22 protein-coding genes, 1 tRNA gene and 1 pseudogene are annotated in these 21,262 nt (G+C 57.3%); 12 read left to right on the top strand and 12 right to left on the bottom strand.

Going from position 1 to position 21,262, the window contains the following annotated elements:
- Positions 1-277: 277 nt before the first annotated feature.
- The gene (locus NAT23_RS04620; RefSeq protein WP_251591049.1) at positions 278-1,015 is read left to right on the top strand and encodes a Crp/Fnr family transcriptional regulator; all 738 of its coding nucleotides are present in this window, start codon (positions 278-280) and stop codon (positions 1,013-1,015) included.
- On the opposite strand, the gene NAT23_RS04615 is transcribed toward NAT23_RS04620, so the two are convergent.
- On the bottom strand, positions 1,003-1,905 hold the full coding sequence (locus tag NAT23_RS04615) for a LysR family transcriptional regulator (RefSeq protein ID WP_251926021.1): 903 nt from the start codon (positions 1,903-1,905) through the stop codon (positions 1,003-1,005). The two genes, NAT23_RS04620 and NAT23_RS04615, sit on opposite strands and share 13 nt — an antisense overlap.
- Before the next feature lie 167 nt (positions 1,906-2,072).
- Between NAT23_RS04615 and NAT23_RS04610 the strand changes: the two genes are divergently transcribed.
- The 4 genes from NAT23_RS04610 to NAT23_RS04595 all read left to right on the top strand — a co-directional run bounded on the left by NAT23_RS04610 (position 2,073) and on the right by NAT23_RS04595 (position 5,599).
- Positions 2,073-3,182, top strand: a complete 1,110-nt coding sequence (locus tag NAT23_RS04610) for an S-(hydroxymethyl)glutathione dehydrogenase/class III alcohol dehydrogenase (RefSeq protein ID WP_251591044.1) — start codon at positions 2,073-2,075, stop codon at positions 3,180-3,182.
- 61 nt (positions 3,183-3,243) lie between these two features.
- Positions 3,244-4,092, top strand: coding sequence for an S-formylglutathione hydrolase (gene fghA / locus NAT23_RS04605; RefSeq protein ID WP_251926020.1), 849 nt, complete (start codon positions 3,244-3,246; stop codon positions 4,090-4,092).
- Positions 4,093-4,178: 86 nt separating this feature from the next.
- On the top strand, positions 4,179-4,895 hold the full coding sequence (gene mtgA, locus NAT23_RS04600; protein ID WP_251926019.1) for a monofunctional biosynthetic peptidoglycan transglycosylase: 717 nt from the start codon (positions 4,179-4,181) through the stop codon (positions 4,893-4,895).
- 104 nt (positions 4,896-4,999) lie between these two features.
- Complete coding sequence (locus tag NAT23_RS04595; protein WP_251591038.1) at positions 5,000-5,599, top strand: HNH endonuclease; 600 nt, start codon at positions 5,000-5,002, stop codon at positions 5,597-5,599.
- 13 nt (positions 5,600-5,612) lie between these two features.
- On the opposite strand, the gene NAT23_RS04590 is transcribed toward NAT23_RS04595, so the two are convergent.
- Positions 5,613-6,218: a transglutaminase-like cysteine peptidase gene (locus NAT23_RS04590; RefSeq protein ID WP_251926018.1), complete on the bottom strand. Its 606-nt coding sequence runs from the start codon at positions 6,216-6,218 to the stop codon at positions 5,613-5,615.
- A 206-nt stretch (positions 6,219-6,424) separates the two neighbouring features.
- On the opposite strand from NAT23_RS04590, the gene NAT23_RS04585 reads away from it, so the two are divergent.
- Complete coding sequence (locus NAT23_RS04585) at positions 6,425-6,811, top strand: DUF4168 domain-containing protein (protein ID WP_251926017.1); 387 nt, start codon at positions 6,425-6,427, stop codon at positions 6,809-6,811.
- A gap of 79 nt (positions 6,812-6,890) precedes the next feature.
- Here the strand turns inward: NAT23_RS04585 and NAT23_RS04580 are convergent, their stop codons facing one another.
- The 4 genes from NAT23_RS04580 to lpxO all read right to left on the bottom strand — a co-directional run bounded on the left by NAT23_RS04580 (position 6,891) and on the right by lpxO (position 12,051).
- Positions 6,891-7,775 (bottom strand): AEC family transporter, encoded by an 885-nt coding sequence (locus tag NAT23_RS04580; protein ID WP_251926016.1) that lies wholly within the window; start codon positions 7,773-7,775, stop codon positions 6,891-6,893.
- A gap of 76 nt (positions 7,776-7,851) precedes the next feature.
- Entirely contained in the window at positions 7,852-10,137 is a 2,286-nt protein-coding gene (locus tag NAT23_RS04575; RefSeq protein WP_251926015.1) for a putative bifunctional diguanylate cyclase/phosphodiesterase, read from the bottom strand.
- A 297-nt stretch (positions 10,138-10,434) separates the two neighbouring features.
- Positions 10,435-11,157 (bottom strand): 4'-phosphopantetheinyl transferase family protein, encoded by a 723-nt coding sequence (locus tag NAT23_RS04570; protein WP_251926014.1) that lies wholly within the window; start codon positions 11,155-11,157, stop codon positions 10,435-10,437.
- Entirely contained in the window at positions 11,158-12,051 is an 894-nt protein-coding gene (gene lpxO, locus NAT23_RS04565; protein WP_251591018.1) for a lipid A hydroxylase LpxO, read from the bottom strand.
- Between the two features lie 138 nt (positions 12,052-12,189).
- Here lpxO and dkgB point away from each other — a divergent pair, with 138 nt between their 5' ends.
- Positions 12,190-12,984 carry a 2,5-didehydrogluconate reductase DkgB gene (gene dkgB / locus NAT23_RS04560; RefSeq protein ID WP_251926013.1) on the top strand — a complete coding sequence of 265 codons (795 nt, stop codon included), beginning with the start codon at positions 12,190-12,192 and terminating at the stop codon, positions 12,982-12,984.
- Between the two features lie 72 nt (positions 12,985-13,056).
- Here dkgB and NAT23_RS04555 read toward each other — a convergent pair whose 3' ends face one another.
- On the bottom strand, positions 13,057-13,626 hold the full coding sequence (locus NAT23_RS04555; protein WP_251926012.1) for a hypothetical protein: 570 nt from the start codon (positions 13,624-13,626) through the stop codon (positions 13,057-13,059).
- 75 nt (positions 13,627-13,701) lie between these two features.
- Here NAT23_RS04555 and NAT23_RS04550 point away from each other — a divergent pair.
- Positions 13,702-13,778: transfer RNA gene (locus NAT23_RS04550), tRNA-Ile, on the top strand.
- Between the two features lie 535 nt (positions 13,779-14,313).
- On the opposite strand, the gene NAT23_RS04545 is transcribed toward NAT23_RS04550, so the two are convergent.
- The 3 genes from NAT23_RS04545 to NAT23_RS04535 all read right to left on the bottom strand — a co-directional run bounded on the left by NAT23_RS04545 (position 14,314) and on the right by NAT23_RS04535 (position 16,269).
- Positions 14,314-14,745 (bottom strand): DUF7282 domain-containing protein, encoded by a 432-nt coding sequence (locus tag NAT23_RS04545; RefSeq protein WP_251926011.1) that lies wholly within the window; start codon positions 14,743-14,745, stop codon positions 14,314-14,316.
- A 121-nt stretch (positions 14,746-14,866) separates the two neighbouring features.
- A complete protein-coding gene (locus NAT23_RS04540) occupies positions 14,867-15,667 on the bottom strand; it encodes an anti-sigma factor (RefSeq protein WP_251926010.1) in 801 nt (266 codons plus the stop codon).
- Positions 15,664-16,269 carry a sigma-70 family RNA polymerase sigma factor gene (locus tag NAT23_RS04535; RefSeq protein ID WP_251926009.1) on the bottom strand — a complete coding sequence of 202 codons (606 nt, stop codon included), beginning with the start codon at positions 16,267-16,269 and terminating at the stop codon, positions 15,664-15,666. The genes NAT23_RS04540 and NAT23_RS04535 overlap by 4 nt, the downstream gene beginning before the upstream one ends.
- Positions 16,270-16,569: 300 nt before the next feature.
- On the opposite strand from NAT23_RS04535, the gene NAT23_RS04530 reads away from it, so the two are divergent.
- The 3 genes and pseudogenes from NAT23_RS04530 to NAT23_RS04520 all read left to right on the top strand — a co-directional run.
- On the top strand, positions 16,570-18,321 hold the full coding sequence (locus NAT23_RS04530; protein WP_251926008.1) for an McrB family protein: 1,752 nt from the start codon (positions 16,570-16,572) through the stop codon (positions 18,319-18,321).
- 30 nt (positions 18,322-18,351) lie between these two features.
- Complete coding sequence (locus tag NAT23_RS04525; protein ID WP_251926007.1) at positions 18,352-19,638, top strand: McrC family protein; 1,287 nt, start codon at positions 18,352-18,354, stop codon at positions 19,636-19,638.
- 51 nt (positions 19,639-19,689) lie between these two features.
- Positions 19,690-19,965: pseudogene (locus tag NAT23_RS04520) on the top strand (5-deoxy-glucuronate isomerase); the annotation flags it as partial.
- A gap of 59 nt (positions 19,966-20,024) precedes the next feature.
- Here the strand turns inward: NAT23_RS04520 and NAT23_RS14730 are convergent.
- Complete coding sequence (locus tag NAT23_RS14730) at positions 20,025-20,153, bottom strand: hypothetical protein (RefSeq protein WP_286009904.1); 129 nt, start codon at positions 20,151-20,153, stop codon at positions 20,025-20,027.
- Between the two features lie 302 nt (positions 20,154-20,455).
- Here NAT23_RS14730 and NAT23_RS04515 point away from each other — a divergent pair, with 302 nt between their 5' ends.
- A complete protein-coding gene (locus NAT23_RS04515) occupies positions 20,456-20,839 on the top strand; it encodes a hypothetical protein (protein WP_251926006.1) in 384 nt (127 codons plus the stop codon).
- Positions 20,840-21,014: 175 nt separating this feature from the next.
- Here the strand turns inward: NAT23_RS04515 and NAT23_RS04510 are convergent, their stop codons facing one another.
- Positions 21,015-21,257, bottom strand: coding sequence for a helix-turn-helix domain-containing protein (locus NAT23_RS04510; protein ID WP_251926005.1), 243 nt, complete (start codon positions 21,255-21,257; stop codon positions 21,015-21,017).
- Between the last annotated feature and the right edge of the window lie 5 nt (positions 21,258-21,262).

Below are 21,262 nucleotides of genomic sequence, written 5' to 3'. Positions count from 1 at the left end.
AAGCGCCTTTTCAAGGCGCTTTTTTATTGGCTATAAATTACTTATCGAGGTTTCAGTAAATGGACGTCGAACATCGTTGGGCTATGTGTAACGCTTAATACACGTTTTTTTAAATCACATAACCCATGTTATCTGTGGACAACAAGGGCAGCGTTGACAATAGAGAGTGGACAGATCAGTCACTTAGTCAGGTATAAGGCGCTTTTTTGACGTTTTCAAGGATCTGTGCAGACCACTAGTTTTAAATCATAAGATCATCTTGGCGAGGAAAGGTGAAATGAGCGGAAATGAAAGCTGTATAGTCCGTCATTTTAAGCATTACGGCCCACTGAGCGAGAGCGATACTAAGCTTCTGCAAGCGCTCGAGAAGGAGCCCATCTCCGGGACTTCGGGGCAAACGCTTTGGGAAGAGGGCGATAAGGCGGGTGAAATATGCACGATTAAATCTGGCTGGGCGTATTCATACCGCAACATCGATGATGGAACACGCCAAGTGTTGGACGTTTTTTTACCGGGCGACATCGTAGGCCTGCGTGAATTCGCCTTCAAGGAGCGAATGAGCGGCATCAAACTGCTGACAGACAGTGTCATTTGCCGGTTTCCCCATAACCATCTGATCGATATCTTTCGCGATTCGACCAAGCTTACGACCATTTTCTTTTCGATCTCGGCGCGCCAGCAAACGCTTCTGACTGAACGTCTGGTCAATCTTGGGCGGCGTAATGCGTTCGAGAAAACCGCGCATCTGGTGTATGAGCTTTATATGCGCCTGAAGCGAACAAATCCTGAGCTTGGCAACAGCTTTGAGCTGCCGCTCTCGCAGCAGATCATCGCCGATGCGCTCGGACTTAGTGCCGTACACGTAAGTCGTACGTTCAGTGAGCTTCGTGAAGAAAACATGATTTGTCGGGAACGTAATCACGTCACGCTTTTGGATATCGAGCGGCTTGAATCGGTTATCGGATTCTCAAAAGCGTATCTGCAGGAACAGGATTACCTGAGTTATGTTTCATAATCCGTGATGTTCCCGCTTAGCTCCGGCAGGCACTTGATCGCATGATCCAGAAACAGACGGACCTTGGGTGACAGGGGCTGGCGCCCCTGAAAGACAGCCCAAACGCCCGTGTGCGGATGACGAAATTCATCCAGTACTGCTCTGAGTTCTCCGGTCTTCAGGTACGGCGCGACGTAATAGTCCGGCAGTTGCGCAATTCCAAACCCCTCCAGTACAGCGTCCAGAAGGGCGGCCCCCGAGTTGACCCGGTAGTCGCCATCAATGGTTACGTCCCGGCGTTTACCCTGCTCGAAAAACACCCATTTTCGGGTCGAGCCGATAAGGCAATTATGATGGCGAAGATCGCCCGGGGTTTGCGGGCATCCATACCGGGCAATGTAGCCTGGGTGTGCAACCACGAATTCGTTGCGTCGAGCAAGCTGGCGCGCCACAAGGCTTGAGTCTTCGAGTGCTCCAAGACGAATGGCGATGTCGAAATTCTCTTCGATCAGATGCACTCGGCGGTTGGAGAGGTGAAGCTCCACCGTGAGCTGTGGGTGGGCATGTTTGAATTCGTTGATCAGCGGTGCTATGAATCGTTCCCCGTAGGTTGTTGCTGCACTGACTCTCAATGTGCCCTGGGGGGCCGAGCCAAGCGACTGCACCGCCTGAGTCGCACTTTTGAATCCTTCGAACAGGGCGTGACAGTGCTCGAAGTAGATGCGGCCGGCATCTGTCAGTGACAGCGTTCGGGTAGTGCGGTACAAAAGCGGCACATCCAGTGACTGCTCGAGCCGTGAAATGGAGCGGCTGACGTGTGACACGGACACGCCCAGCTCGCTGGCCGCGCGGGAAAAGCTCCCTTCGCGAACCACGATGACGAACGCCTCGATTCGATCCCAGTGTTGCATAGCTACAGAAAAGTCCTGCGTATTGTTGTTGAGCGGCAATACTATTATGACAGTCAACGTCTTCTTTAGTGAGGCATCTTTGCCTACACTGAGGCATCTGTACCATCGCCCGGCTGCGAGGCCCGGTACTTTATACGCTATTTATTGGTAATGTGGAGTCGAACACTATGAAATCCCGTGCAGCCATCGCCTGGGAAGCGGGCAAGCCGCTCGAAATCGCCGAGATCGACGTTGAAGGTCCGAAGGAAGGCGAAGTGCTGGTGCGTATCGTTGCCACCGGCGTGTGCCACACTGACGCGTTCACGTTGTCCGGTAAGGACCCGGAAGGGTTGTTCCCCTCCATCCTGGGTCATGAAGGTGGCGGTGTGGTCGAAGAAGTCGGCCCTGGCGTAACCTCGCTTTCTCCGGGCGACCATGTCATCCCGCTTTACACCGCAGAATGCGGCAAGTGCAAATTCTGTCTGTCCGGCAAGACCAACCTGTGCAGCTCAGTTCGCGCAACGCAGGGTAAGGGCGTCATGCCGGATGGCACGTCGCGCTTTTCATTGAATGGCAAGAAGCTTCATCACTACATGGGCACGTCCACCTTCTCCGAGTACACCGTCGTACCGGAAGTATCGCTTGCCAAGATCAGCAAGGAAGCGCCGCTTGATAAGGTCTGCCTGCTGGGGTGCGGTATCACGACCGGTATCGGTGCGGTTCGTAACACCGCCAAGGTTGAGCCGGGTGCCACTGTTGCGGTCTTCGGTATGGGCGCGATCGGCCTGTCGGTCGTTCAGGGCGCGCATCTTGCCAAGGCGAGCCGCATCATCGCCATCGACATCAACCCGGATAAGTTCGAATTCGCTCGTCAGCTGGGTGCAACCGACTGCATCAACCCCAACGACTACGATCGCCCCTTCCAGGAAGTCCTGGTCGACATGACTGACGGTGGCGTCGATTATTCGTTCGAGTGCATCGGTAGCGTCAATGTCATGCGTACCGCGCTTGAGTGCTGCCACAAGGGCTGGGGTGAATCGATCATTATCGGTGTGGCCGGTGCCGGTGAAGAAATCTCGACCCGTCCGTTCCAGCTGGTGACCGGTCGCGTCTGGAAAGGCTCTGCCTTCGGTGGGGTCAAGGGCCGTACCGAGCTTCCGGGCTACGTTGACGATTACATGAACGGCAACATCAACATCGATGATTTCGTCACGCACACCATGAAGCATGAAGAAATCAACGAGGCATTCCGTCTGCTGCACGACGGTGAAGCCATTCGTACGGTTCTGACGTACTAAGGTCCGTCGAGCATTTTTTGAAACGGGGCCTTTCGGCCCCGTTGTCGCATAGGAGGCTACCATGACCACTCAGCTCGAGTGCCTAGACGAACACCGCTGCTTCGGTGGACGACAACTGCGTTATCGGCATCGCTCCGAAAGTGTCGATGGCGACATGACCTTTTCCATATTCCTGCCGCCTGGCAACGAAGACACCGCGATGCCGGTTCTCTGGTGGCTTTCGGGGCTGACCTGCACGGATCAGAATTTCGTGCAGAAGGCCGGTGCCCAGCGCAAGGCCGCAGAACTTGGCTTGATCATCGTTTGCCCGGATACCAGCCCGAGAGATGCAGGCGTGCCCGGCGAAGACGACCGCTACGACCTTGGCTCCGGCGCAGGGTTCTACGTGGATGCAACCCAGGACCCGTGGTCCGAGCACTACCGCATGTACGACTACGTGACGCGGGAGCTTCCCTCTGTAATCCGTGAACATTTTAATGTGACGGAGGCTCAGTCCATCAGCGGCCATTCGATGGGCGGTCATGGTGCGCTTGTATGCGCGCTCAAGAACCCGGGCAAGTATGCCTCTGTCTCTGCGTTCTCACCGATCGTGAACCCGACCGAGTGCCAGTGGGGCGTTGACGCCTTCCAGACGTATCTGGGTGAGGACCGCGCCAGCTGGAGTGAATACGATGCGTGTGAACTGGTTCGAAAGAACACCGCACGCCAGCCACTTCTGGTCGAGCAGGGCGAGGCCGATAACTTCCTCGATGAGCAGTTGAAACCGGACCGGCTCGAAGCCGTCTGTCAGGAGCTTGATCATCCGCTCACGCTCAACATGCGCGCAGGCTATGATCACAGCTACTTTTTCATCGCCAGTTTCATCGATGAGCACCTCGATTATCACGCCCGTCACCTGAGCGGCGCCTGAGATCGAACGGCCGGCCCGTGTCGCAGTACGAAGACACGGGCCGGTTCGGTATACTGTCTGACCGTCCACCGCGATAACGAGACCCCATGTCAGGCATAAAAACGGTCGCTACCCTTCTTAAACGCTGGTTGATTCGAGCGCTGCTGACGTTCGTGGTGCTGTCGATCGCTCTTGTACTGGTCTTTCGTGTCGTGCCGCCGCCTCGATCAATGGTCATGCTCGAGCGTCAGATTTCAGCAAGCCTTGAGAGCCGCCCGTTCACGCTGAACTACCAGTGGCGTGCTTATGACGCGCTTTCGGATCAGGCCAAGCTTGCGGTCATTGCTTCGGAAGATCAGCGTTTTCCCTTCCATTATGGAATCGATTTCAAGCAAATACGTGCCTCTATTGATCGATGGGTCGATGGTGGGTCGTTGCGTGGTGCCAGCACCATCAGCCAACAAACCGCCCGAAACCTCTTTCTCTGGACCGGGCGCAGCTGGGTGCGAAAAGGGCTCGAGGTCTGGTTTACCGGCTTGATCGAGCTTTTGTGGCCAAAGCAGCGCATTCTCGAGGTGTATCTCAATATCGCCGAGTGGGACGCGGGTGTATTTGGGCTTGAAGCCGCCTCGCAACACTACTTCAATCGATCATCCAGCCGGTTGACCCCGTCCCAGGCGGCTCGGCTGGCGGCTGTGCTGCCTGCGCCGGATGCGTGGAGCCCGGTTGCCCCGTCAGCGCGGGTATCACGACGCGCGGTGTGGATTCAGGGCCAGATGCGACAGCTTGGCGGTACACGTTATCTGGAGACGCTCGAGCACTAAGGCGCCACCGATGCTGTGCACATCTTTTGATGCCTGCGTCATGCGCGTGTCACCGTAACGTGATAAAAAGATACAAGCTGTAGTTGTCATGAAGGAGGGTGGTTATGCGTCGTCCCATGATTCTTCGCTTGCATGCATCGGGCATTCCGATCGATTGGCTCACTCTTGAAGAGGCGACGATGCTGATGACGCGTCGGGAAGAGGGGGCCGTGGTCTGGACCGATGGCGATGCCCGTTACCGCTTGCATGGTGGTACCAACTCACTGACCGGGCGCCGGTCATTCGTCGACATACCTGAGGTCATCGGTGTGTCCCCGCCTTCAGGGGCCTTTCTGGCCTTCGAGCATACCGGGTTCAACCGAGTGCTCTGCAAGCACCGTGAAGGACTTCGCTGCGCCTACTGTGGCTGTGAGCTGAGCCGCCAGGCCCTGACCATCGATCACGTGCTGCCACGTTCACGCGGCGGTGAGCTTTCCATGTTAAACGCCGTGGCTGCCTGCCGTGACTGCAATGCCCTCAAAAGCAACCGAACGCCTGAGGAGGCGGGGATGGCCCTGCTGCTCAAGCCATTCGTGCCCACCATGGCCGAGGTGCTTTACATGATGCGCCCACGCACGATATCACCGCTTCAATTGTGGTATTTGAAGCATCAGTTCAAGAATGCGGGCCTGCGTGATTACCTTACTGATGCACTTGCCGCCTGAGAATGCGCCTGTATCAATAATCCATCAGTCGGGCGGCGCGCTCACTGAGCGGCTGTCCGTCAAGCGTCAATCGGCTGGTCAAGGGGATCGGCGTTGACGCATGCTGATTCCAGCGTTCGGCGCGTTGTTGATTGAAGCTATAAAGCGGTGTGAGGTCATCGCGCTGCTTTAGGCTCAGTACCCGCAGCGTCAGATTATCCAGAATCAGCGTTTGGTTCCTGTCTTGGTATCCAAGCACCATATGCAGGGCAGGGCTGAACTGATCCTTCATGGCATAAAGGCGCAGCCGTTCATCGGCAATCCCGGTCTTTCTCAAAAGTTGATACTTGGCCAGCGCAAAATCTTCGCAATCGCCTTCCCCATGGCGGATCAGGCTTGAAAATCCGCGCCATTCGTTGGGGCGAGTCGGTGTCTGATTGGCAGCATTATTGACGACGCGATTGATCAGAGTCAGTCGCTCGATGACTGGCAGCGCCCGGGCGCGAGCGATCAAGGCGCTGTCTGTGGTTGTCACTGCGTGGTGATCGACGTTGTTCCAGTAGGTGAATGTCACCGTGGCCCAGGCGTTTTGCGCCAAAGAGGTCAGAATGATCAAAAGCCCCAGAGTTGCCGGTCGCATGGGCCATTCTCCGTATCGTTGTTGCCTCATCTATCGGTTGGTGTCGGCCAAATTTAAGCATGTGCTATTGAAAGTACTGCGGTACGCCTCCACACATTAGTTGAAACGTTACGCACGCTTGCATGCGGTAACACATGAAATGTGAACTCATCGTCTAAGCTGGCGTCTTACAACCGACATTTAATGAAAAAGCGATTGGAGAATCCATGAAACGTACTACTGCTTTTCTGACAGCCACTCTTCTGGCCACAGGTACGGTCGCTGCGCCGGCATTCGCTGCCGACACCAACAGCAGCTCAAGTGCAGCCGCATCGTCCGCGACCCAGAACCCTAACTTCTCCGACTCGCAGCTCGAGAACTTCGCCTCTGCCTCCAAGGAAATCGCGGGTATTTCCCAGAAATACACCCAGCAGCTTCAAGGCGCTGACGATCAGGACGCGCAACAGCAAGTGCGCCAGAAAGCCAACAAGGAAATGGTCCAAGCCGTTAAAGACAATGACCTGGACGTGAAACAGTTCAACCAGATCGGTCAGGCGGTTCAGAATGACCCGCAGCTGATGCAGAAGGTTCAGTCCATGGCGAAGCAGCAGTAAGCGCCATCGACGTCTAAAAAAGCCGCCTTCGGGCGGCTTTTTTTATGTCCAAAACATGTTATGTCCAGAAGGCCACGCTTCAGTCGGCATGCATGAACAGGCTCAAAAGCAGAGGCAGATAGATAAACGACAGGATCGTTGAGCACAGCACCAAACTTGCAACGAATTCCGGCGACCGGCCAGCCTTTTGCGCAAAGAGGTAGTTATAAACAGCGACTGGCATGCACATCATCGCGATCAGGATCTGGCGAGCGAGCTCCGGCAGGCCGAGCAGATGCCCGATTCCAAAGGCAAGGCTTCCGGCCACCACCACACGCGCCGCTGCAAACGCGAATCCGGCCTTCAAGTTGCGCGCTCGGATGCTTGCAAGCGAAACGCCGAGCGTGATCAGCATCATCGGGATGGTAAAGCCAGATAGCAGGTCGATGCTGTTTTTAAGCCACAGCGGCAGGGTGATGTCGAATGCCATCAAACCAATGGCGATCAGTATCGCATAGATGGTTGGCATCTTGAGCAGACTGCGTATCGGATGGGTGCTCGAGGTAAATCCGCCGACAATGAACTGCGCAAGCGACACCACCACGAAAATGGCAATGGCCAGCGGGAAGCCCCCGGTATCCTTGAAGGCATACATCATGACCGGCAGGCCCATATTGCCGGTATTTGAAAAAAGCGTCGGAGGCAGGATGACCTGCCATTCAAGCTTGAGCGCCTTGCTCAGAATCAAGGCAATGGCGCCAAGGGCTGCAAGCATCAATAGCGTTGCGCCCGCCATCTGGGAGAAGGCGTTCACGTCCACCGGCGTTGAGGACAGTGAGCTTATGATCAAGCACGGGGTGCCGACATTGAGAACAAGCTTGGTGATGAATCCGGTGGGGTAGGGCTGGCCGAGTCTAACCCAGAAAAACCCGACACCAGCGCCTGCAAAGACGGGTGCCATGACGGCGAGTAGCTGTGCAAACATCGAGGATCCTGTACGGCGGTTACCTTGTCGGCGTTTTAATCAATGCGTCAGTGTACCGCAGCTACCGCGCTCATGCTTAAGTCGATCTCCGAGAGTACATGGAGGGGGCGCCTGGGCGGTCAGGGCAGCCCGAACAGCCCGCCAAAGTGGACTTGGGAATGACCAGGGGGGTACGTTCGAAGTGCTCGACCCACTCGATCAGGTCGTCGCATTTCAGGGGTCTTGCAAAGAAGTAGCCCTGGGCGATCTCGCATTCCATGGCGCTCAGCATGGAGAGGCTTGCCTCGTTCTCAACGCCCTCGGCCGTAACCGACAGGCCGAGGTTGTGGCCTAGATCAATGATCGAACGTACGATCATTACGTCCTCGAATTGCGTGTTCAAATTGAGAATGAACGACTTATCGATCTTGAGCTGATCGATCGGCATATGGCGCAACTGCGACAGAGACGAATAGCCGGTGCCGAAGTCATCGATGGCAATCTCAAGGCCGAACTGGCGAAGCCGCTCAAGAATCAGCTTTGCCTCGAGCGGGTCCTGCATCAGTGCACTTTCAGTGATCTCCACCGACACTGTGCCTGGAATCAGACAGTTGTCCTCAAACGCCTGCAAGAATTTATTGGGCAGGTTCTTGTCGAGCAGGTCCATGGCGGAAAGATTGATGGCCACATTGGTCTGAAATCCTTGTTTGCGCCAGTCGGCGATCTGACGGCTGACACGTCCGATCACCCATTGGGTCAAAGCGCCGATGGTGCCGGCGCGTTCGGCAAGCTCGATAAATTCATCCGGCGCAATGAAGCCAAGCGAGGTATGTTCCCAGCGTACCAGCGCTTCCACACCTGCCAGACGGCCGGTGCGCATGTTGATCTTGGGCTGGTACACCATGTAGAGCTCATCGTTTTCAAGTGCGGCGCTCATGTCCTTGAGGATGCGCAGCTGGCGAAGGTGTTTTTCATCCATGCCGGACTGATAGACCTGAAAGTGGCTCGACAAATGCTTGGCCTGATTCAGGGCGATATCGGCACGGCGAAGCAGTGCATCTGGCGCGGCCCCATGCCGGGGGTAGCAGGACTGGCCGACGGAAACGGTAACGAAGGTCGGAGAAATGTCGCTGAGAACCGGGCTCTTGGTTAATGCATTACTCAGTGAGCGCAGGCAGGGCTTGTCCATCGAGCTGCATGGGTAAAGCCACAGGTACTCGTCGGCACCGATGCGGTAGGTATAACCGCGTTCGGCGGCCAAATCCCGTAGCCGATTGCCGATTTCGATCAAGACCTTATCGCCATTGAGGTAGCCGAACGTGTCGTTGATGCGCTTGAAGTCGTTGATGCAAAACCGGTTGAGCGTAAAGGGAATATTCTCTTCGATCAGCTGTTCGACCTTGGCCTCGGCTGACTGCCGATTGGGCAGCCCGGTCAGGTGATCCTGGCGGGAGCGATGCAAGAGTTGCGTGGCGCGCTGATCAAGCTTTTCCTGCATCATGTGAAGAGTTCGAGTCAGTGCGCCTAGATCTCCCCCCTTGGGTAGAGGGCGTTCGGTAGGGCGGTACTGACCTTCGCTGATCTGACGAGCGACATCGTTCAAGCGTTGGATAGGGTAGCCAAGTGTTCGCACGGTGACCCAGCTGATCATCATGGCCAGGCTCAAGGCGACGGCAAACATGGCCGCGAGCCGGTACTTCATGAAGCGGAAGGGGGCCAGGGCATCCTCCCGTGACACACTGAGAACCGCCTGAACCTGTGCATTTGCCGAGTACCCGATCGATAGCACCTGAGTAATGTTAAGCGGCTCATCGAGGGCGCTTGATTCATCGGAAAGCGTTGAAAACAGCACGTGTTCTACGCCTGCGTCATCAAGGGTCAACAAGGTGATGTCCATACCATTGAGCGTGCTGAGGCGGTCGATGAATGCCTGCTCGATGGGGCTTCCCAGTACGCGCCAGTGAGGGCCGCCAGATTCCGGGGTGACGCGCAGAAGATAGAGGTGGTCACCGGGGGTTTGAACGATGGCGCTCGCGCTGCCTTCCGCCGTTGCCCGCTGCCAGAGCGCGGTATAGGGAAACGCCGTACCGGGCGCAAGCGCGGCAAGCGTGCTGGTGCCGATAGTGCCCTGCGGGTCGAGTGTCAGGACGATATCGTTACCGGGTAATTCCTCTAAAGGATCGCCTTGCTGTGCCTGGGCTCGAAGCTGACGCTCTTCGTGGTCGATCTCTCGGCCTACCAGTTGAGCGGCCTTTTGGAGCCGTGTCTGCGCCTCTTCAATCAATTGGCTGCGATAATGAGAGAGTGCCGACACGGAAATTGCGGCCTGAGATGCCAGCAGCAGCAGGAGCATACCGATCACAAGCCGTGTAGTAACTGTCATGGGCGCCTCACCGTTTCAAATAATAAGCGAGCGGCGTTCGCTCGAGCCCATGGGCAGGCGCTTTGTGAGACCGGTATCCCCCCTGATGGGTATTGCGCTGGACAACATCGCACGTTCATCAAGATGGCTGGCATGACTGCCTCGGTTCGGTCTGGAATACATACTCATTCGGACTGAGTCTCCATCGGCGAAACCGGGGTTTTCTTTATTGTCTTGAGCCGCGCCACGACAGTGCTTGGCGTCTTTAGAGGTGCGCTGGGCGTGTTGGTAAGCGCGTTGTTAACCCGAGGTTGAGGGCTAGGCGGGCAAGGCGAGAAAGGTCAGTAGATGATCGCGCTGATACTGCCAGTAGAGCGTGATCTCTCGCCCTGCGGGCCACTCGGGCGAAAGCGATATCAAAAGCTTCAATCTAATCTCCTGAGTGTCCAGGCAGAGATAGGTAAGCTCAGCGTCGTGAAAGTAAAATGCGACGCCGGTGATCGGGTTCAGCGCCTTGAACAGGCTTTCCTTGGCTGAAAAAACGAGCGTCAATGCCGTTGCCTGGTCAAGGCCTGAGTGGCGAGCCAGCCATACACGTTCCGCCTCGGATACGATGGCCGGGGCCAGGCGGTCTGCGCGGGCTGTAGGCATGATAGGCTCGGCATCGAGCCCGAGGGCGAGTATCTGGTCAGAGTGCGCCATCCATGCCCCGGCAAGCATCGGGCTGTGCGTCAGTGCGCCGGTAAATCCCATTGGCCAGCAGGGGCGGCGGCCGTCGCTTTCGAGCATGAAAGGAATGGCGGGCGTGTAGCCAAGATCGACAAGCGCCTGACGCACACAAAGCCTTCCTGCAAGGTACTCGGCCTGACGCTTGACTGCTGCGCGCTGAAGCGCCTGCGGCACGTGAACGCCGTGCCGGTCGAACGCCTCGACGCTAAATTCGTCGCGTTCGAACCACGTTGTGATCAGTAACCCGGTGCCGCTTAGTGCAGAGGGCAGCCGGGCGTGTGTCAGGGTAGGCGCGAATGAACCGGTCTTCATCTAAAACAGGATCCAGGCGATGACACCGATGAACAGCGCCCATTTGATGATGTAGTAGAGCGTCCTGTTTTTCTTCTTGAGCCGTTTGCCCTGCTCTCGCACCTTATAGATGTACTTGAACGCTCGATTGATACCGCCGGTGGTGTCGGAGTCGTCGTTGGGCGCGGCAGCGGCGGCCATGACGTTGCGACTGAACCAACGATTCAATGCGCCGGCCCATCGATACTTCATGGGGCGCTCGATGTCACAGAATAGAATCAGGCGGTCCTGCTCGGTCTCATTTTTGGCGTAATGAATGAAGGTCTCATCGAACATGACCGCCTCGCCGTCGCGCCAGCTGTAGGGGATGCCATCGACATCGATCAGGCAGCGCTGATCGTTGGGTGTACGAAGGCCCAGATGATAGCGCAGCGAGCCGGCGTAGGGATCGCGGTGTTTCATCAGCTTGCTGCCAGCCGGCAGTTCGGCAAACATCGCGGCTTTCACGCTCGGGATGTTCGAGAGAATCTCAGTGGTTTTGGGGCAAAGCTCACGCGCGGAGGCGTGGCTGTCGCCATACCATTTGAGGTAGAACCGCTTCCAGCCGCGCCGGAAAAAGGAGTTGAAGCCGGCATCGTCCTTTTGCGACGACCCCTTGATGTGGTGCTCGAGCTGCTCGGCTTCATCGCGAATGACTTCCCATTGTCGAGTCAGTTCGTGAAGTTCCGGAAACGTCTCCGGCTGGTGGTAGGGACGATCCGGTACGCTTGAAAACAGATACATGAACGCATTGATCGGCGCCATGAAGGAGGAGTGATCGGAGAGTTGGCGTAAGGGTTTATGACGGACGCGCCCTCTAAAATGCACGTACAAGATGCTGGCAACGATCAGTGCCACGAGTGTCCATTTGATCATCGAACGCTTTCCTGGTGTTTCTGTAAGTCTTGATGCCGTTTGGCGCTGACTGCGTACTTTATTAGGTGGCTAACCACTTGAAAAGTTTTATCGGCGCCCTAAGCTCATTCGATACCACACAATTCAGGGAGTGATGATATGGTTCCCGCCATCGGATTTGGTACCTACAGATTAACCGGCGAACAGGCCTACAAGGCTGTACAGCAAGCGCTCGAGATCGGATATCGGCACATCGATACCGCTGCGTTTTACGAAAACGAGCGTGACGTCGGGCGTGCCATCAAGGACAGTGGCCTCGCGCGTGAGGATATCTACGTCACCACCAAGATCTGGTATGACCGCCTTGAGGATGTTGAGGCCTCGCTCGAAGAGAGCCTGGAGCACCTGGGGCTTGATCACGTCGATCTGGCCCTGATTCACTGGCCGTCACCCAACGATGACGTACCAATGGAGACCTACCTCGATGGGCTCAATCAGGCGTGCGAGCGGGGTCTGACGCGAGAGATTGGCGTTTCGAACTTTACCATCGCCCATCTTGAAAAGGCGCTGACCCTGCCCGCCGGCAAGCATATCGTGACCAATCAGGTCGAGGTGCATCCGTATCTTGCCAACCGTGCGCTGGTGGATTTCTGCGAACAAAAAGGCATCAAGGTCACGGCGTTCATGCCGCTTGCCAGCGGTAAGGTCATGGACGATGAAGTGCTACAGGACATTGGTAACAAGCATGGCGCGACCGCCGCTGATGTGGCCCTTGCGTGGCTCTCGCAGCGCGACATCGCGATCATTCCATCGTCCAGCAAGCCCAAGCACCAACAGAGCAATTTTGACGCCATTCGCATCTCGCTCAGTGCTGATGACATGACCCGCATCGATGAGCTGAATTGGGGCGAACGCATTGCTAATCCCTCGATGGCTCCAGACTGGGACGCATAAATCGCTTTGTGCTTGAGTAACAAAAAGCCCCGCCGACTGGCGGGGCTTTTTTGATTGGTAAGCCTTTATGGCTTATTGCTGAGAAAGCGTCGCGTTCAGGCTCAAGGGAATGGTATCTCCCAGGCTCCGGTATCCAAGAAGGCTCATGATCAACTGTGCATTGGGCTCTTCCATTAAAGGTTGTGTCTTGATCTCGACGGACTCGCTGGTCGTCACTTGGTAATGCGTGCGGTCGTTTCGGGTGATCGTGATCGGCACATGATCACGCGTTGTATAGCGTTGATCCTTGGTCTCGAGCGCGATGCGGTGGTGCGCTGTCTCACCGATATTCAAGTCATTCAGCCAATCAGGGTCGATGGTGGTCTCAAGCGTTGCCATGCGCTGGTTGGTCTTGTCCTTGAGCCACGTCGGGATATTGGCGTTTCGAACAATATCGAGCTGATTGTACTGAAGCGGCACCGTCAGCTGCCCCTCATCGGTAATGGTGCCGCCGAGCCGGTCAAGCGTGACCGTATCCGTACGGCTGTCATGCGTCACTTCCGCCTGGGCATGACTCGTACCGGGCTCAATCTGCCACGCCGCCTGGGCACCGGTTGCGGCAAGCATCAGACACAAGCCCCATCCCATTGATTTGATGCGCATAAAAACTCCTGTTTGCTGCGATAACGGGTTGGCGTCCTCGACCCTCATTGGGTATCATACGCATCCTTTCTGTAAGGGCCTATAGCTCAGTTGGTTAGAGCAGGGGACTCATAATCCCTTGGTCGCAGGTTCGAGTCCTGCTGGGCCCACCATTCGAATCAGTTACTTATCTAGTTCTTGCCCCTATTTCGACCTTCATTTTCTGACTTGGTTACGGTTTGATCGCAACTGATCACGAAAAAGCCTGGTAACGCCCCCCTGATTTCATCCAGTCGTTGATCGAACATGTGTGAATAGTGGCTAGTGATCGATAGTGACGAATGCCCCAGAAGTCCGCGTAGCGCTGTCATGTTCTCGACCGTTTGGGCTCGTATACTGACGTAACTATGGCGGAGATCTGAAGCTTGAGATGCAGTATATCGATAGCTTTTGAGCATGTTTCAAATGCTGCTATCAACGTGTTTTCCATCGATTGAGTGGGCCGGGCGATCAGCCACCCGCGTGTTCTGCCATTTGTTGTCTAATCGGGTCCCAATGAAATGTGATCGTGGCTGACATTGTTTGGTCCAAGCCCGAAATATTCTCGACGATGAAAATCGTGACAGTTCCAGGCCGAGTGTTTCGGGGAAGTCCAAACGACGCGGGGCCGCTTGGCGGCCCCGTCATCAAGCGCGAGCGCTTTGGACGTTACTCGGCGGTAATGACTTTCTGCACCAATTTGCCATCCATTTTGATCGGGCCGTCTTCTTTCGCGCCCAGGGTGTACTCGAAGACGCCGGTTTTCATGCCGCCTTCTTCGCTATGCACCATCAGCATTAGGTGATCGCCGGGTTTGACGTCTTCGGTCAGAATTGCGGCAACGTCTTTGTTCTTCCCCTTCTTGAGCGGTGCATGGCCGACCACGGGGCCTGGTTTCATGTCTTCGTTGGTGCGATGCACGACCAGCCAGCCGTTTTCATCAGCCATCACTTTCTTTGCAGTCACGGTGCCGCTTGAAACGGACTGATCATCGGCCCAAACACCGGGGTGCATGTCTTTATGGTCGCCTGCCTGTGCAAGGCTGGTCGCGGCGAGCAGAGAAACGGATACACATGCACTTGCCATCAGCTTGTTCATCATCTTTCGCTCCTTGGTCCATCATTTTTTATCGTGTCATTCCTCATTCAAGCCTTATGACTCAAGTGAGGATGTTGATAGATACGTAAGAGGGGGGCGTCGGGTTTCAGGCCGATTGAAAAAATTATAGGTGTTGGCCTTCCGGCTGGCCGGTCGGGTAGAGAACGCCGTGAATGGCCGGGCCGGTAGGTTGGCCAGTGGGGGAGCCGCCGCTGGGTTCGATGCTGATCCCGAAGGTTGCTCGCTTGAGCAGTGCCGGGTCGTACTCACTCATCGTGCGGGTATCCAGACTCAGGTCGTCGTTGAGCACGCCCAGCGAACGGGGCGTGGGCCCGAGTGCGTCATCCTTGATCCACAGCTGGTAGGACTTTCCCGCTACCGGCTCGGCGGAGACCGGCCGCACGTGTAGCTGTCTGTTGGAAAGGTCGACGGACAGCATGAACGCAGGCTGCCGGTCATCCTTTTGAAATACCGCAACAAACGAGGGGTCGCTGGGTGCGTTGCCCAGTGGGCTTGCAAGGATCACGGCCAAAACCAGGGCAGCGGCACAGGCCAGGCCGGTACTCCACTGCCAGCGGGCAAGTCGGCGCCGAAGCGCCTCGATCTGGGAATCGGGCGGCGGGTGTAATTCTGGCTGTCTTGGCTGCGTTGAGCAGTGAATCGGTGAGTGTTCTGTCTGCTGCCGTGCGGCCTCGGCTTCGAGCGCATCGATACGCTGCTCGATGCCAGTTCGAAGCTCGGGCCTCGGGGAAACCGGCAGAGCCTCCTCGCTCAGGGGGGCGAGGCGCGCCTCCCAGGCAAGAATCAGCGCGTCCAGATCAGGTTCTTGCAGACGCCGCCTGGCGATGTCTGCCCGGTCATCCGCATCCAGGGTGCCCAGTACGTACTCGGCGGCCAGCATGTTAAGCGTGTCGTTTTCAGTCACGATGCCAAACACCCCTTTAACTGCTTAAGCGCACGGTGCAACCATGTCTTGACGGTATTTACCGGCTGGTCGAAATGGGTGGCCAAATCCGCCCGGGACCAGCCTTCCAGATACGCGAGGCGGATCATGTCCTGTCGATTCTCCTCAAGCGTGTTGAGACACTGATGCAGGCGTCGGGCGTTTTGTTCCTGATGAAGCACTTCCTGCGCAGAAAGGCCTTCGTCAGGTGCGTGTTCCAGAACGTCCTCGGATTCCCGCACGCCCCTGGGTTGGCGCCGTAATTCGTCGATGGCCAGGTGGCGGGCAATGGCCACCATCCAGGTGATGGGCGACGCGCGCGTTGTGTCGAAGACCGCAGCCTGCTGCCAGATTTTTACGTAGGCTTCCTGCAGCACATCATCGGCGCTGCCTCTGTCCTGCAAGATACGCAGCACCGTGCCGTAAAGTTTCGCCGAGGTGGCGTCGTAGAGGCAAGCAAAGGCCTGGCGATCCTTCTTTGCCACGCGATCAAGAAGATCACAGATATGAGCAATGCCTGCAGATGAGGCAGATGTCGAAGGCTCTACAGTGGGGGTCGAAGACGGCCGTGAGGCATTGGGCATACGGGAGTCTCTTGTCGGGGGTCAACGAGCCATTCACGACGACTGATCGCTGATGGTCGTCTGGCAAGAGTGCTGCCTCGGCCTTGCCTCGGTCAAGCTGGTAAGGCCGCCTGTGGCGGTTTTTTTAATTTTTATCTAATTTAACGATCGTTACTTACTGGAGGCTCCTTACACTAAGAGGGCGTCTGCCTTATATGCGAGACAGACGAGGGTGCTGCGTGACGCAGGGTGCCGTAGATGAGGGTGCCAGGTCGGGGAGCGGTAAACGCCACCAACAAAAGACAGGTTCAGGAGAACACGATGGCCCCATCGGACGACGCCGAGCAACTGTGGCGCTACTTCGAGGATGTACCGCGCTTGAGCGCGGCCCTTCAGGATGCGATGCAGCGGCAGAGATTCAATCGGTTGCTTATGGCCACGCACCGCATGGGGTGGGACTGGTGGACCGTCACATCGGCTCAAGAGGGCCCTGTTCGGGTCGGGCGAAACAATGACCTGGAGAAGGGCACGGCGTCGGTATTGGCCAACATCGATGCTCGAAACAGCCAGATCCTGCTCAAGCTGAACAAGCGCGTTGCAGGCGCGGATGACGGCTGGCAGGTGCTGGATGAGGCGCTGATCGCGCGGTTTGAACGTGCGGAATTCGCCGCCGCGTTTCGAGATGAACAGCAGGTGGGCCGCGCAGGGCGCTGGCCCAAAGCGTATGACCGAAAGGAGCCCTTGATGTCTGATCGACCCGTGCCGCTCAATCAAATTCTGTTCGGCCCGCCCGGCACCGGCAAGACACACACCACCATCGAGGCCGCCCTTGACATCCTGGACGCCGATTATTTTGAGGCGCACCGGAACGACCGCGCGGCCTTGAAGGCCCGCTTCGATGCTCTCACAGAGCGCGGACAGGTGGCGTTTGTCACCTTTCACCAGAGCGTGAGTTATGAAGATTTCGTCGAGGGCTTGAGAGCCACTTCAAGCGAGGGGCAGCTTCGCTACGAGGTGGAGTCGGGTATTTTCAAACGGCTGTGTGAGCGGGCACGGCTTGGCCGCGCCGAGGCCGATGACCCCTTCGATCAGGCGTTGGCGCGCCTGGGGAAGCTGGCAGCAGAGAACGACGGCCAGCTGGAAATGCAGACCATTCAGGGGAAACCCTTTACCGCGTTCTATTCAGGTGGGGATACGGTCAAGGTTTTCCCGCACAGCTCTCAGTCAAACGAGCATGGGTACCGTGCCAATCTGGAGCTGGTCCGTCAGTACTACCAAACCGGCAACAAGGGCGGTATCTACAGCGCCTCCTACGTCGAGGGTGTTCTTCTATATCTAACCCGCGCGTGCGGTTTGCCCCCTTATCAGGCGCCGTCAGCCGATCTCGCCCGGCGGGAAAAATTCGTTCTGATCATCGATGAGATCAATCGTGGCAACGTCTCGCGCATTTTCGGCGAGCTTATTTCCCTGATCGAGCAGAGTAAGCGGGCCGAGGCCGAGGAGGCGCTGTCCGTGGTTCTGCCGTACTCAAAAGAGCTCTTCAGCGTCCCCGGCAACGTCTATCTCATCGGCACCATGAACACCGCCGACCGCTCGCTTTCCGGGCTGGATATCGCCCTTCGGCGCCGCTTCGTCTTCCGGGAGATGCCGCCGCGCCCCGAGCTTCTGGATCACGTGACCGTGGCAGGCATCAATGTGGGTGACATGCTTCGCACCCTGAATCAGCGCATTGAGGTACTGCTGAATCGTGACCACTGCCTGGGGCACGCCTACTTCATGCCGCTGATTGAGGCGCCGGAACTTGATCGACTGGCGTTGATCGTTCGCACTCAAATCCTGCCGCTGTTGCAGGAATATTTTTTCGATGACTGGCAGCGCATTGTGGGTGCTCAACGACCACCGAAAGCCGGCTTCCGACCGCTTCGTGACCCAGGCAGAACACGACGTTCACGCGCTTTTTGGCGAGGCGGCGAACCTGCCGGGCCAGCGTATCATCTGGCGGGTCAACGATGGCGCGTTCGAGCGACGCGAGGCCTACGCCGGTATTCTAAATGCGCGCCCGCCCTTGAGTGATCACTCTGACCCCAATGAGGCAGGCCCGGCGTGACACGCATCACGGTCAGGGAGTACGCCCGGCTCACCACGGAACCGGTCGACACCCCCACGTTTGATCGTGCTCAGGTCTCGCCCTCAGCGTTCGACTGGCTGTGCCAGCTCAACAGCACCTTCGGGCGAGGCGGGGCGAGCCTGGTGCAGGTCGACGGGCGGCGCTGGCTGCGGCTCGATAATTACGTCGGCGTGCTTGAAACCCCCTGCGGCACCTGCCTCGAAATCCTCCCAAAGCACGTGCATGACGCAGAAGGTGCGGCCCCGAGCCGAAAGCTGCTTCGTCGCATGATTCAGTCCTCGCTCGAGCTTTCGACCCGCGAAGTCGGCGCCGCCGAACTTGAACTGTTCGAGGCGCCGCTGTCGGAATGGGTCATGCACCGGTTTCTGGTGGCGCTGGATGAGCTGGTGCAGCGCGGCGTGCGCTTTGACTATGAGCGCATCGAGGATGAGCAGCCGTTTCTTCGCGGCCAGCTCGATGTTGCCGCCCAGATGCGCCAGCCCCCGAGCAGGGCGCATCGTTTTCGCCTGCGCCACGACCGGTTCAGCCCGAACCGGCCGGAAAACCGCCTGCTCAAATGCGCGCTAGAGCGGGTCTGCACCGCCACCCGCTCGAGTGACAACTGGCGGTTGGCCCAAGAGCTTCGACACAGGCTTTCTGATGTGCCGGCAAGCCGGGATGTAAAAACGGATTCAAACGCCTGGCGCACCGACCGCCTAATGGCGCATTACCAGCCCGTGCGCCCGTGGTGCCAGCTCATTCTCGATAAGACCCTGCCGCTCGCGGTGGCCGGCCACCATCACGGCATGAGCCTGCTGTTCCCGATGGAGCAGCTCTTCGAGCAGTACGTTGCCCACCACTTGAAGCGCGCCGCGCCGCCGGGCACCCGCGTACACACGCAGGCCACCGGCGCCTGGCTCTGCCGCCACCGGGGCCGTAACCTCTTTCAGCTCCGCCCGGACCTGCTGGTGGAGCAGGGCGCGCGCCGCTGGGTGCTGGACACCAAATGGAAGCGCCTCGCCCACGACGCGACCAACTACGGCCTCTCTCAATCGGACATCTACCAGCTCTTCGCCTACGGCCATCGTTATTTGAAGGGCCACGGCGACGTGGCTCTGATCTACCCCGCCCATGCAATGTTTGACCGCGCGCTCGAGGCGTTCGAGTTTTCACCAACGCATCGGCTATGGGTTCTGCCGTTCGATCTCGACAGCGCCGCACTGATCGGCGGCGAGGCCGTGGGGTTGCTGTTTTCGGGCAAGGGCAATCGAGGGATGACTTAAAGAAGCCGCCTGGATGGTCGTTACCCACCCACTCCTTGAATGCGCACGTACGATAACCTTCCCAAGGAATCACTGCTCGAGGAAACCTATTACCACCGCTTGAACCCGTCGCAGGGGTTCGCCTTTCAGCGGGTCTATACCGATGACCGCTCGCTTGACGAGACCATGGCGGTGGAAAATGGCTGCTGTGTGATGGTGCCCCGGGGGTATCATCCGGTCGGTGCACCCCACGGTTACGAACTCTACTATTTGAACGTCATGGCCGGGCCGACACGGGAATGGGAGTTCCAGAGCGACCCGGATCACGACTGGATTGCCAGGCAGTGACGGTTACAGCGCTCGGGTTGAACGTGCCCTGTGCCTCGCTCAGGCGGGGCGTGGATTGATTAATTATCCGCCATCGTTTTTTCAGACAGCTGCCGCAGCTTGCGCTTGCCCTGGAAGCTCTTGAATTGACTGTAGGCCAGTGCACACGACCCGATGAGTACCATCACCAGTGCTTGACGTAGATCCATCCTTGGAACCTCGAATATGTTGAAAGGGTAGTGACAGTCTAGATGCGGTGGCGGCAGCGCGCTTGACTGGTTGGGCCTTTATTTTTTGTGGGGCGCCAAGTGAATGTGGGATCGAATCTGAACTAGGATGAAGGTGTCGGCCGACGCCTGCATACGCATTATTGGCCGCTGATGCGTTTGTTCGCCCGGTTCGTTTATAGACTCGATTCATAGACCAAGGCACCGGTGTGGGAGGCGGCCGCTTGGGCCTTGGTGTGGTTCAAAAGGATCTTGACGTGTGAGTACCACCCAGGAGAACGACTATGATATTGCACAGCGCAACACTGCCTACCGATCCTACCCCCACGACCCCACCGCCGATCGACCCCGATCAGTCGCCGCCGGAAGCGCCGCCCGAACCGGGCCCCGAGATCGAGCCGCAGGAGCCTCAGCCTGAAATCGATCCGGACGACATGCCGGACACCGACCCCAATCCGCCGCCTGAGGTTGATCCTCAGGAGCCTGAGCCGGACATGGACCCGACGGCCCCCCCGGAAGTCGATCCGGTCGAGCCGACCGAGGTCGATCCGGTCGAGCCGACCGAGGTCGAACCGGAAGAGCCGACGGAAATCGAGCCGACCCAGCCGCCTGAGATTGATCCGGTCGAGCCGCCGGAAGTGCCTGCGAACGTGCCGAAGGAGTTTTGAGGCAGCGGAGGTCAAGCACAAAACACTAACCATAAAAGGGACGCATTGAGCGTCCCTGTTTTTGCAGGCGGGGTGTGGTGGCAGAGCGCTGCGTGTGGAAACGAAGCGCGTAATGCGGGAGGCCTGATTTTTCGATACATCACTCAATAGCGTTTGAAAGAAAGCGACTCTCGAATCAAGACTCCACGACACCGATCTGACCGAAACGGGGGTCGGCTACGCCGGTCACGAGCCAGACCGAGTATTCTGGTAGTGTAAACGCGACGCGGGATTTGAGTTCTACCGGCACCGGGCGAGCCTTTTGTTCTATTTCCATCACCAGATCCGGTGAGATACCTACCATGTTTGCAAATTCATCGGGTGAGATCTTTAGTTTTTCTCTCAGTGCCTTGAGACGGTATCCGTAGTCAGTGGGCATTTGAA

This window comes from Larsenimonas salina (assembly GCF_023736155.1).
Taxonomy (GTDB): domain Bacteria; phylum Pseudomonadota; class Gammaproteobacteria; order Pseudomonadales; family Halomonadaceae; genus Larsenimonas; species Larsenimonas salina.
Note: the sequence above shows the minus strand (reverse complement) of the source record. Positions and strands in the feature narration are given on the sequence as shown.

Bases quoted from the DNA above. Each gene is read 5' to 3' on its own strand.
- NAT23_RS04610 (WP_251591044.1), top strand. From the start codon at position 2,073: ATGAAATCCCGTGCAGCCATCGCCTGGGAAGCGGGCAAGCCGCTCGAA.
- NAT23_RS04530 (WP_251926008.1), top strand. From the start codon at position 16,570: ATGGCCCCATCGGACGACGCCGAGCAACTGTGGCGCTACTTCGAGGAT.
- NAT23_RS04510 (WP_251926005.1), bottom strand. From the start codon at position 21,257: ATGCCCACTGACTACGGATACCGTCTCAAGGCACTGAGAGAAAAACTA.
- NAT23_RS04535 (WP_251926009.1), bottom strand. From the start codon at position 16,269: ATGCCCAATGCCTCACGGCCGTCTTCGACCCCCACTGTAGAGCCTTCG.
- NAT23_RS04585 (WP_251926017.1), top strand. From the start codon at position 6,425: ATGAAACGTACTACTGCTTTTCTGACAGCCACTCTTCTGGCCACAGGT.
- NAT23_RS04615 (WP_251926021.1), bottom strand. From the start codon at position 1,905: ATGCAACACTGGGATCGAATCGAGGCGTTCGTCATCGTGGTTCGCGAA.
- NAT23_RS04580 (WP_251926016.1), bottom strand. From the start codon at position 7,775: ATGTTTGCACAGCTACTCGCCGTCATGGCACCCGTCTTTGCAGGCGCT.
- fghA (WP_251926020.1), top strand. From the start codon at position 3,244: ATGACCACTCAGCTCGAGTGCCTAGACGAACACCGCTGCTTCGGTGGA.
- NAT23_RS04575 (WP_251926015.1), bottom strand. From the start codon at position 10,137: ATGACAGTTACTACACGGCTTGTGATCGGTATGCTCCTGCTGCTGCTG.
- NAT23_RS04555 (WP_251926012.1), bottom strand. From the start codon at position 13,626: ATGCGCATCAAATCAATGGGATGGGGCTTGTGTCTGATGCTTGCCGCA.
- lpxO (WP_251591018.1), bottom strand. From the start codon at position 12,051: ATGATCAAATGGACACTCGTGGCACTGATCGTTGCCAGCATCTTGTAC.
- NAT23_RS04570 (WP_251926014.1), bottom strand. From the start codon at position 11,157: ATGAAGACCGGTTCATTCGCGCCTACCCTGACACACGCCCGGCTGCCC.
- NAT23_RS04545 (WP_251926011.1), bottom strand. From the start codon at position 14,745: ATGATGAACAAGCTGATGGCAAGTGCATGTGTATCCGTTTCTCTGCTC.
- NAT23_RS14730 (WP_286009904.1), bottom strand. From the start codon at position 20,153: ATGGATCTACGTCAAGCACTGGTGATGGTACTCATCGGGTCGTGTGCA.
- NAT23_RS04590 (WP_251926018.1), bottom strand. From the start codon at position 6,218: ATGCGACCGGCAACTCTGGGGCTTTTGATCATTCTGACCTCTTTGGCG.
- NAT23_RS04515 (WP_251926006.1), top strand. From the start codon at position 20,456: ATGATATTGCACAGCGCAACACTGCCTACCGATCCTACCCCCACGACC.
- NAT23_RS04620 (WP_251591049.1), top strand. From the start codon at position 278: ATGAGCGGAAATGAAAGCTGTATAGTCCGTCATTTTAAGCATTACGGC.
- mtgA (WP_251926019.1), top strand. From the start codon at position 4,179: ATGTCAGGCATAAAAACGGTCGCTACCCTTCTTAAACGCTGGTTGATT.
- NAT23_RS04595 (WP_251591038.1), top strand. From the start codon at position 5,000: ATGCGTCGTCCCATGATTCTTCGCTTGCATGCATCGGGCATTCCGATC.
- dkgB (WP_251926013.1), top strand. From the start codon at position 12,190: ATGGTTCCCGCCATCGGATTTGGTACCTACAGATTAACCGGCGAACAG.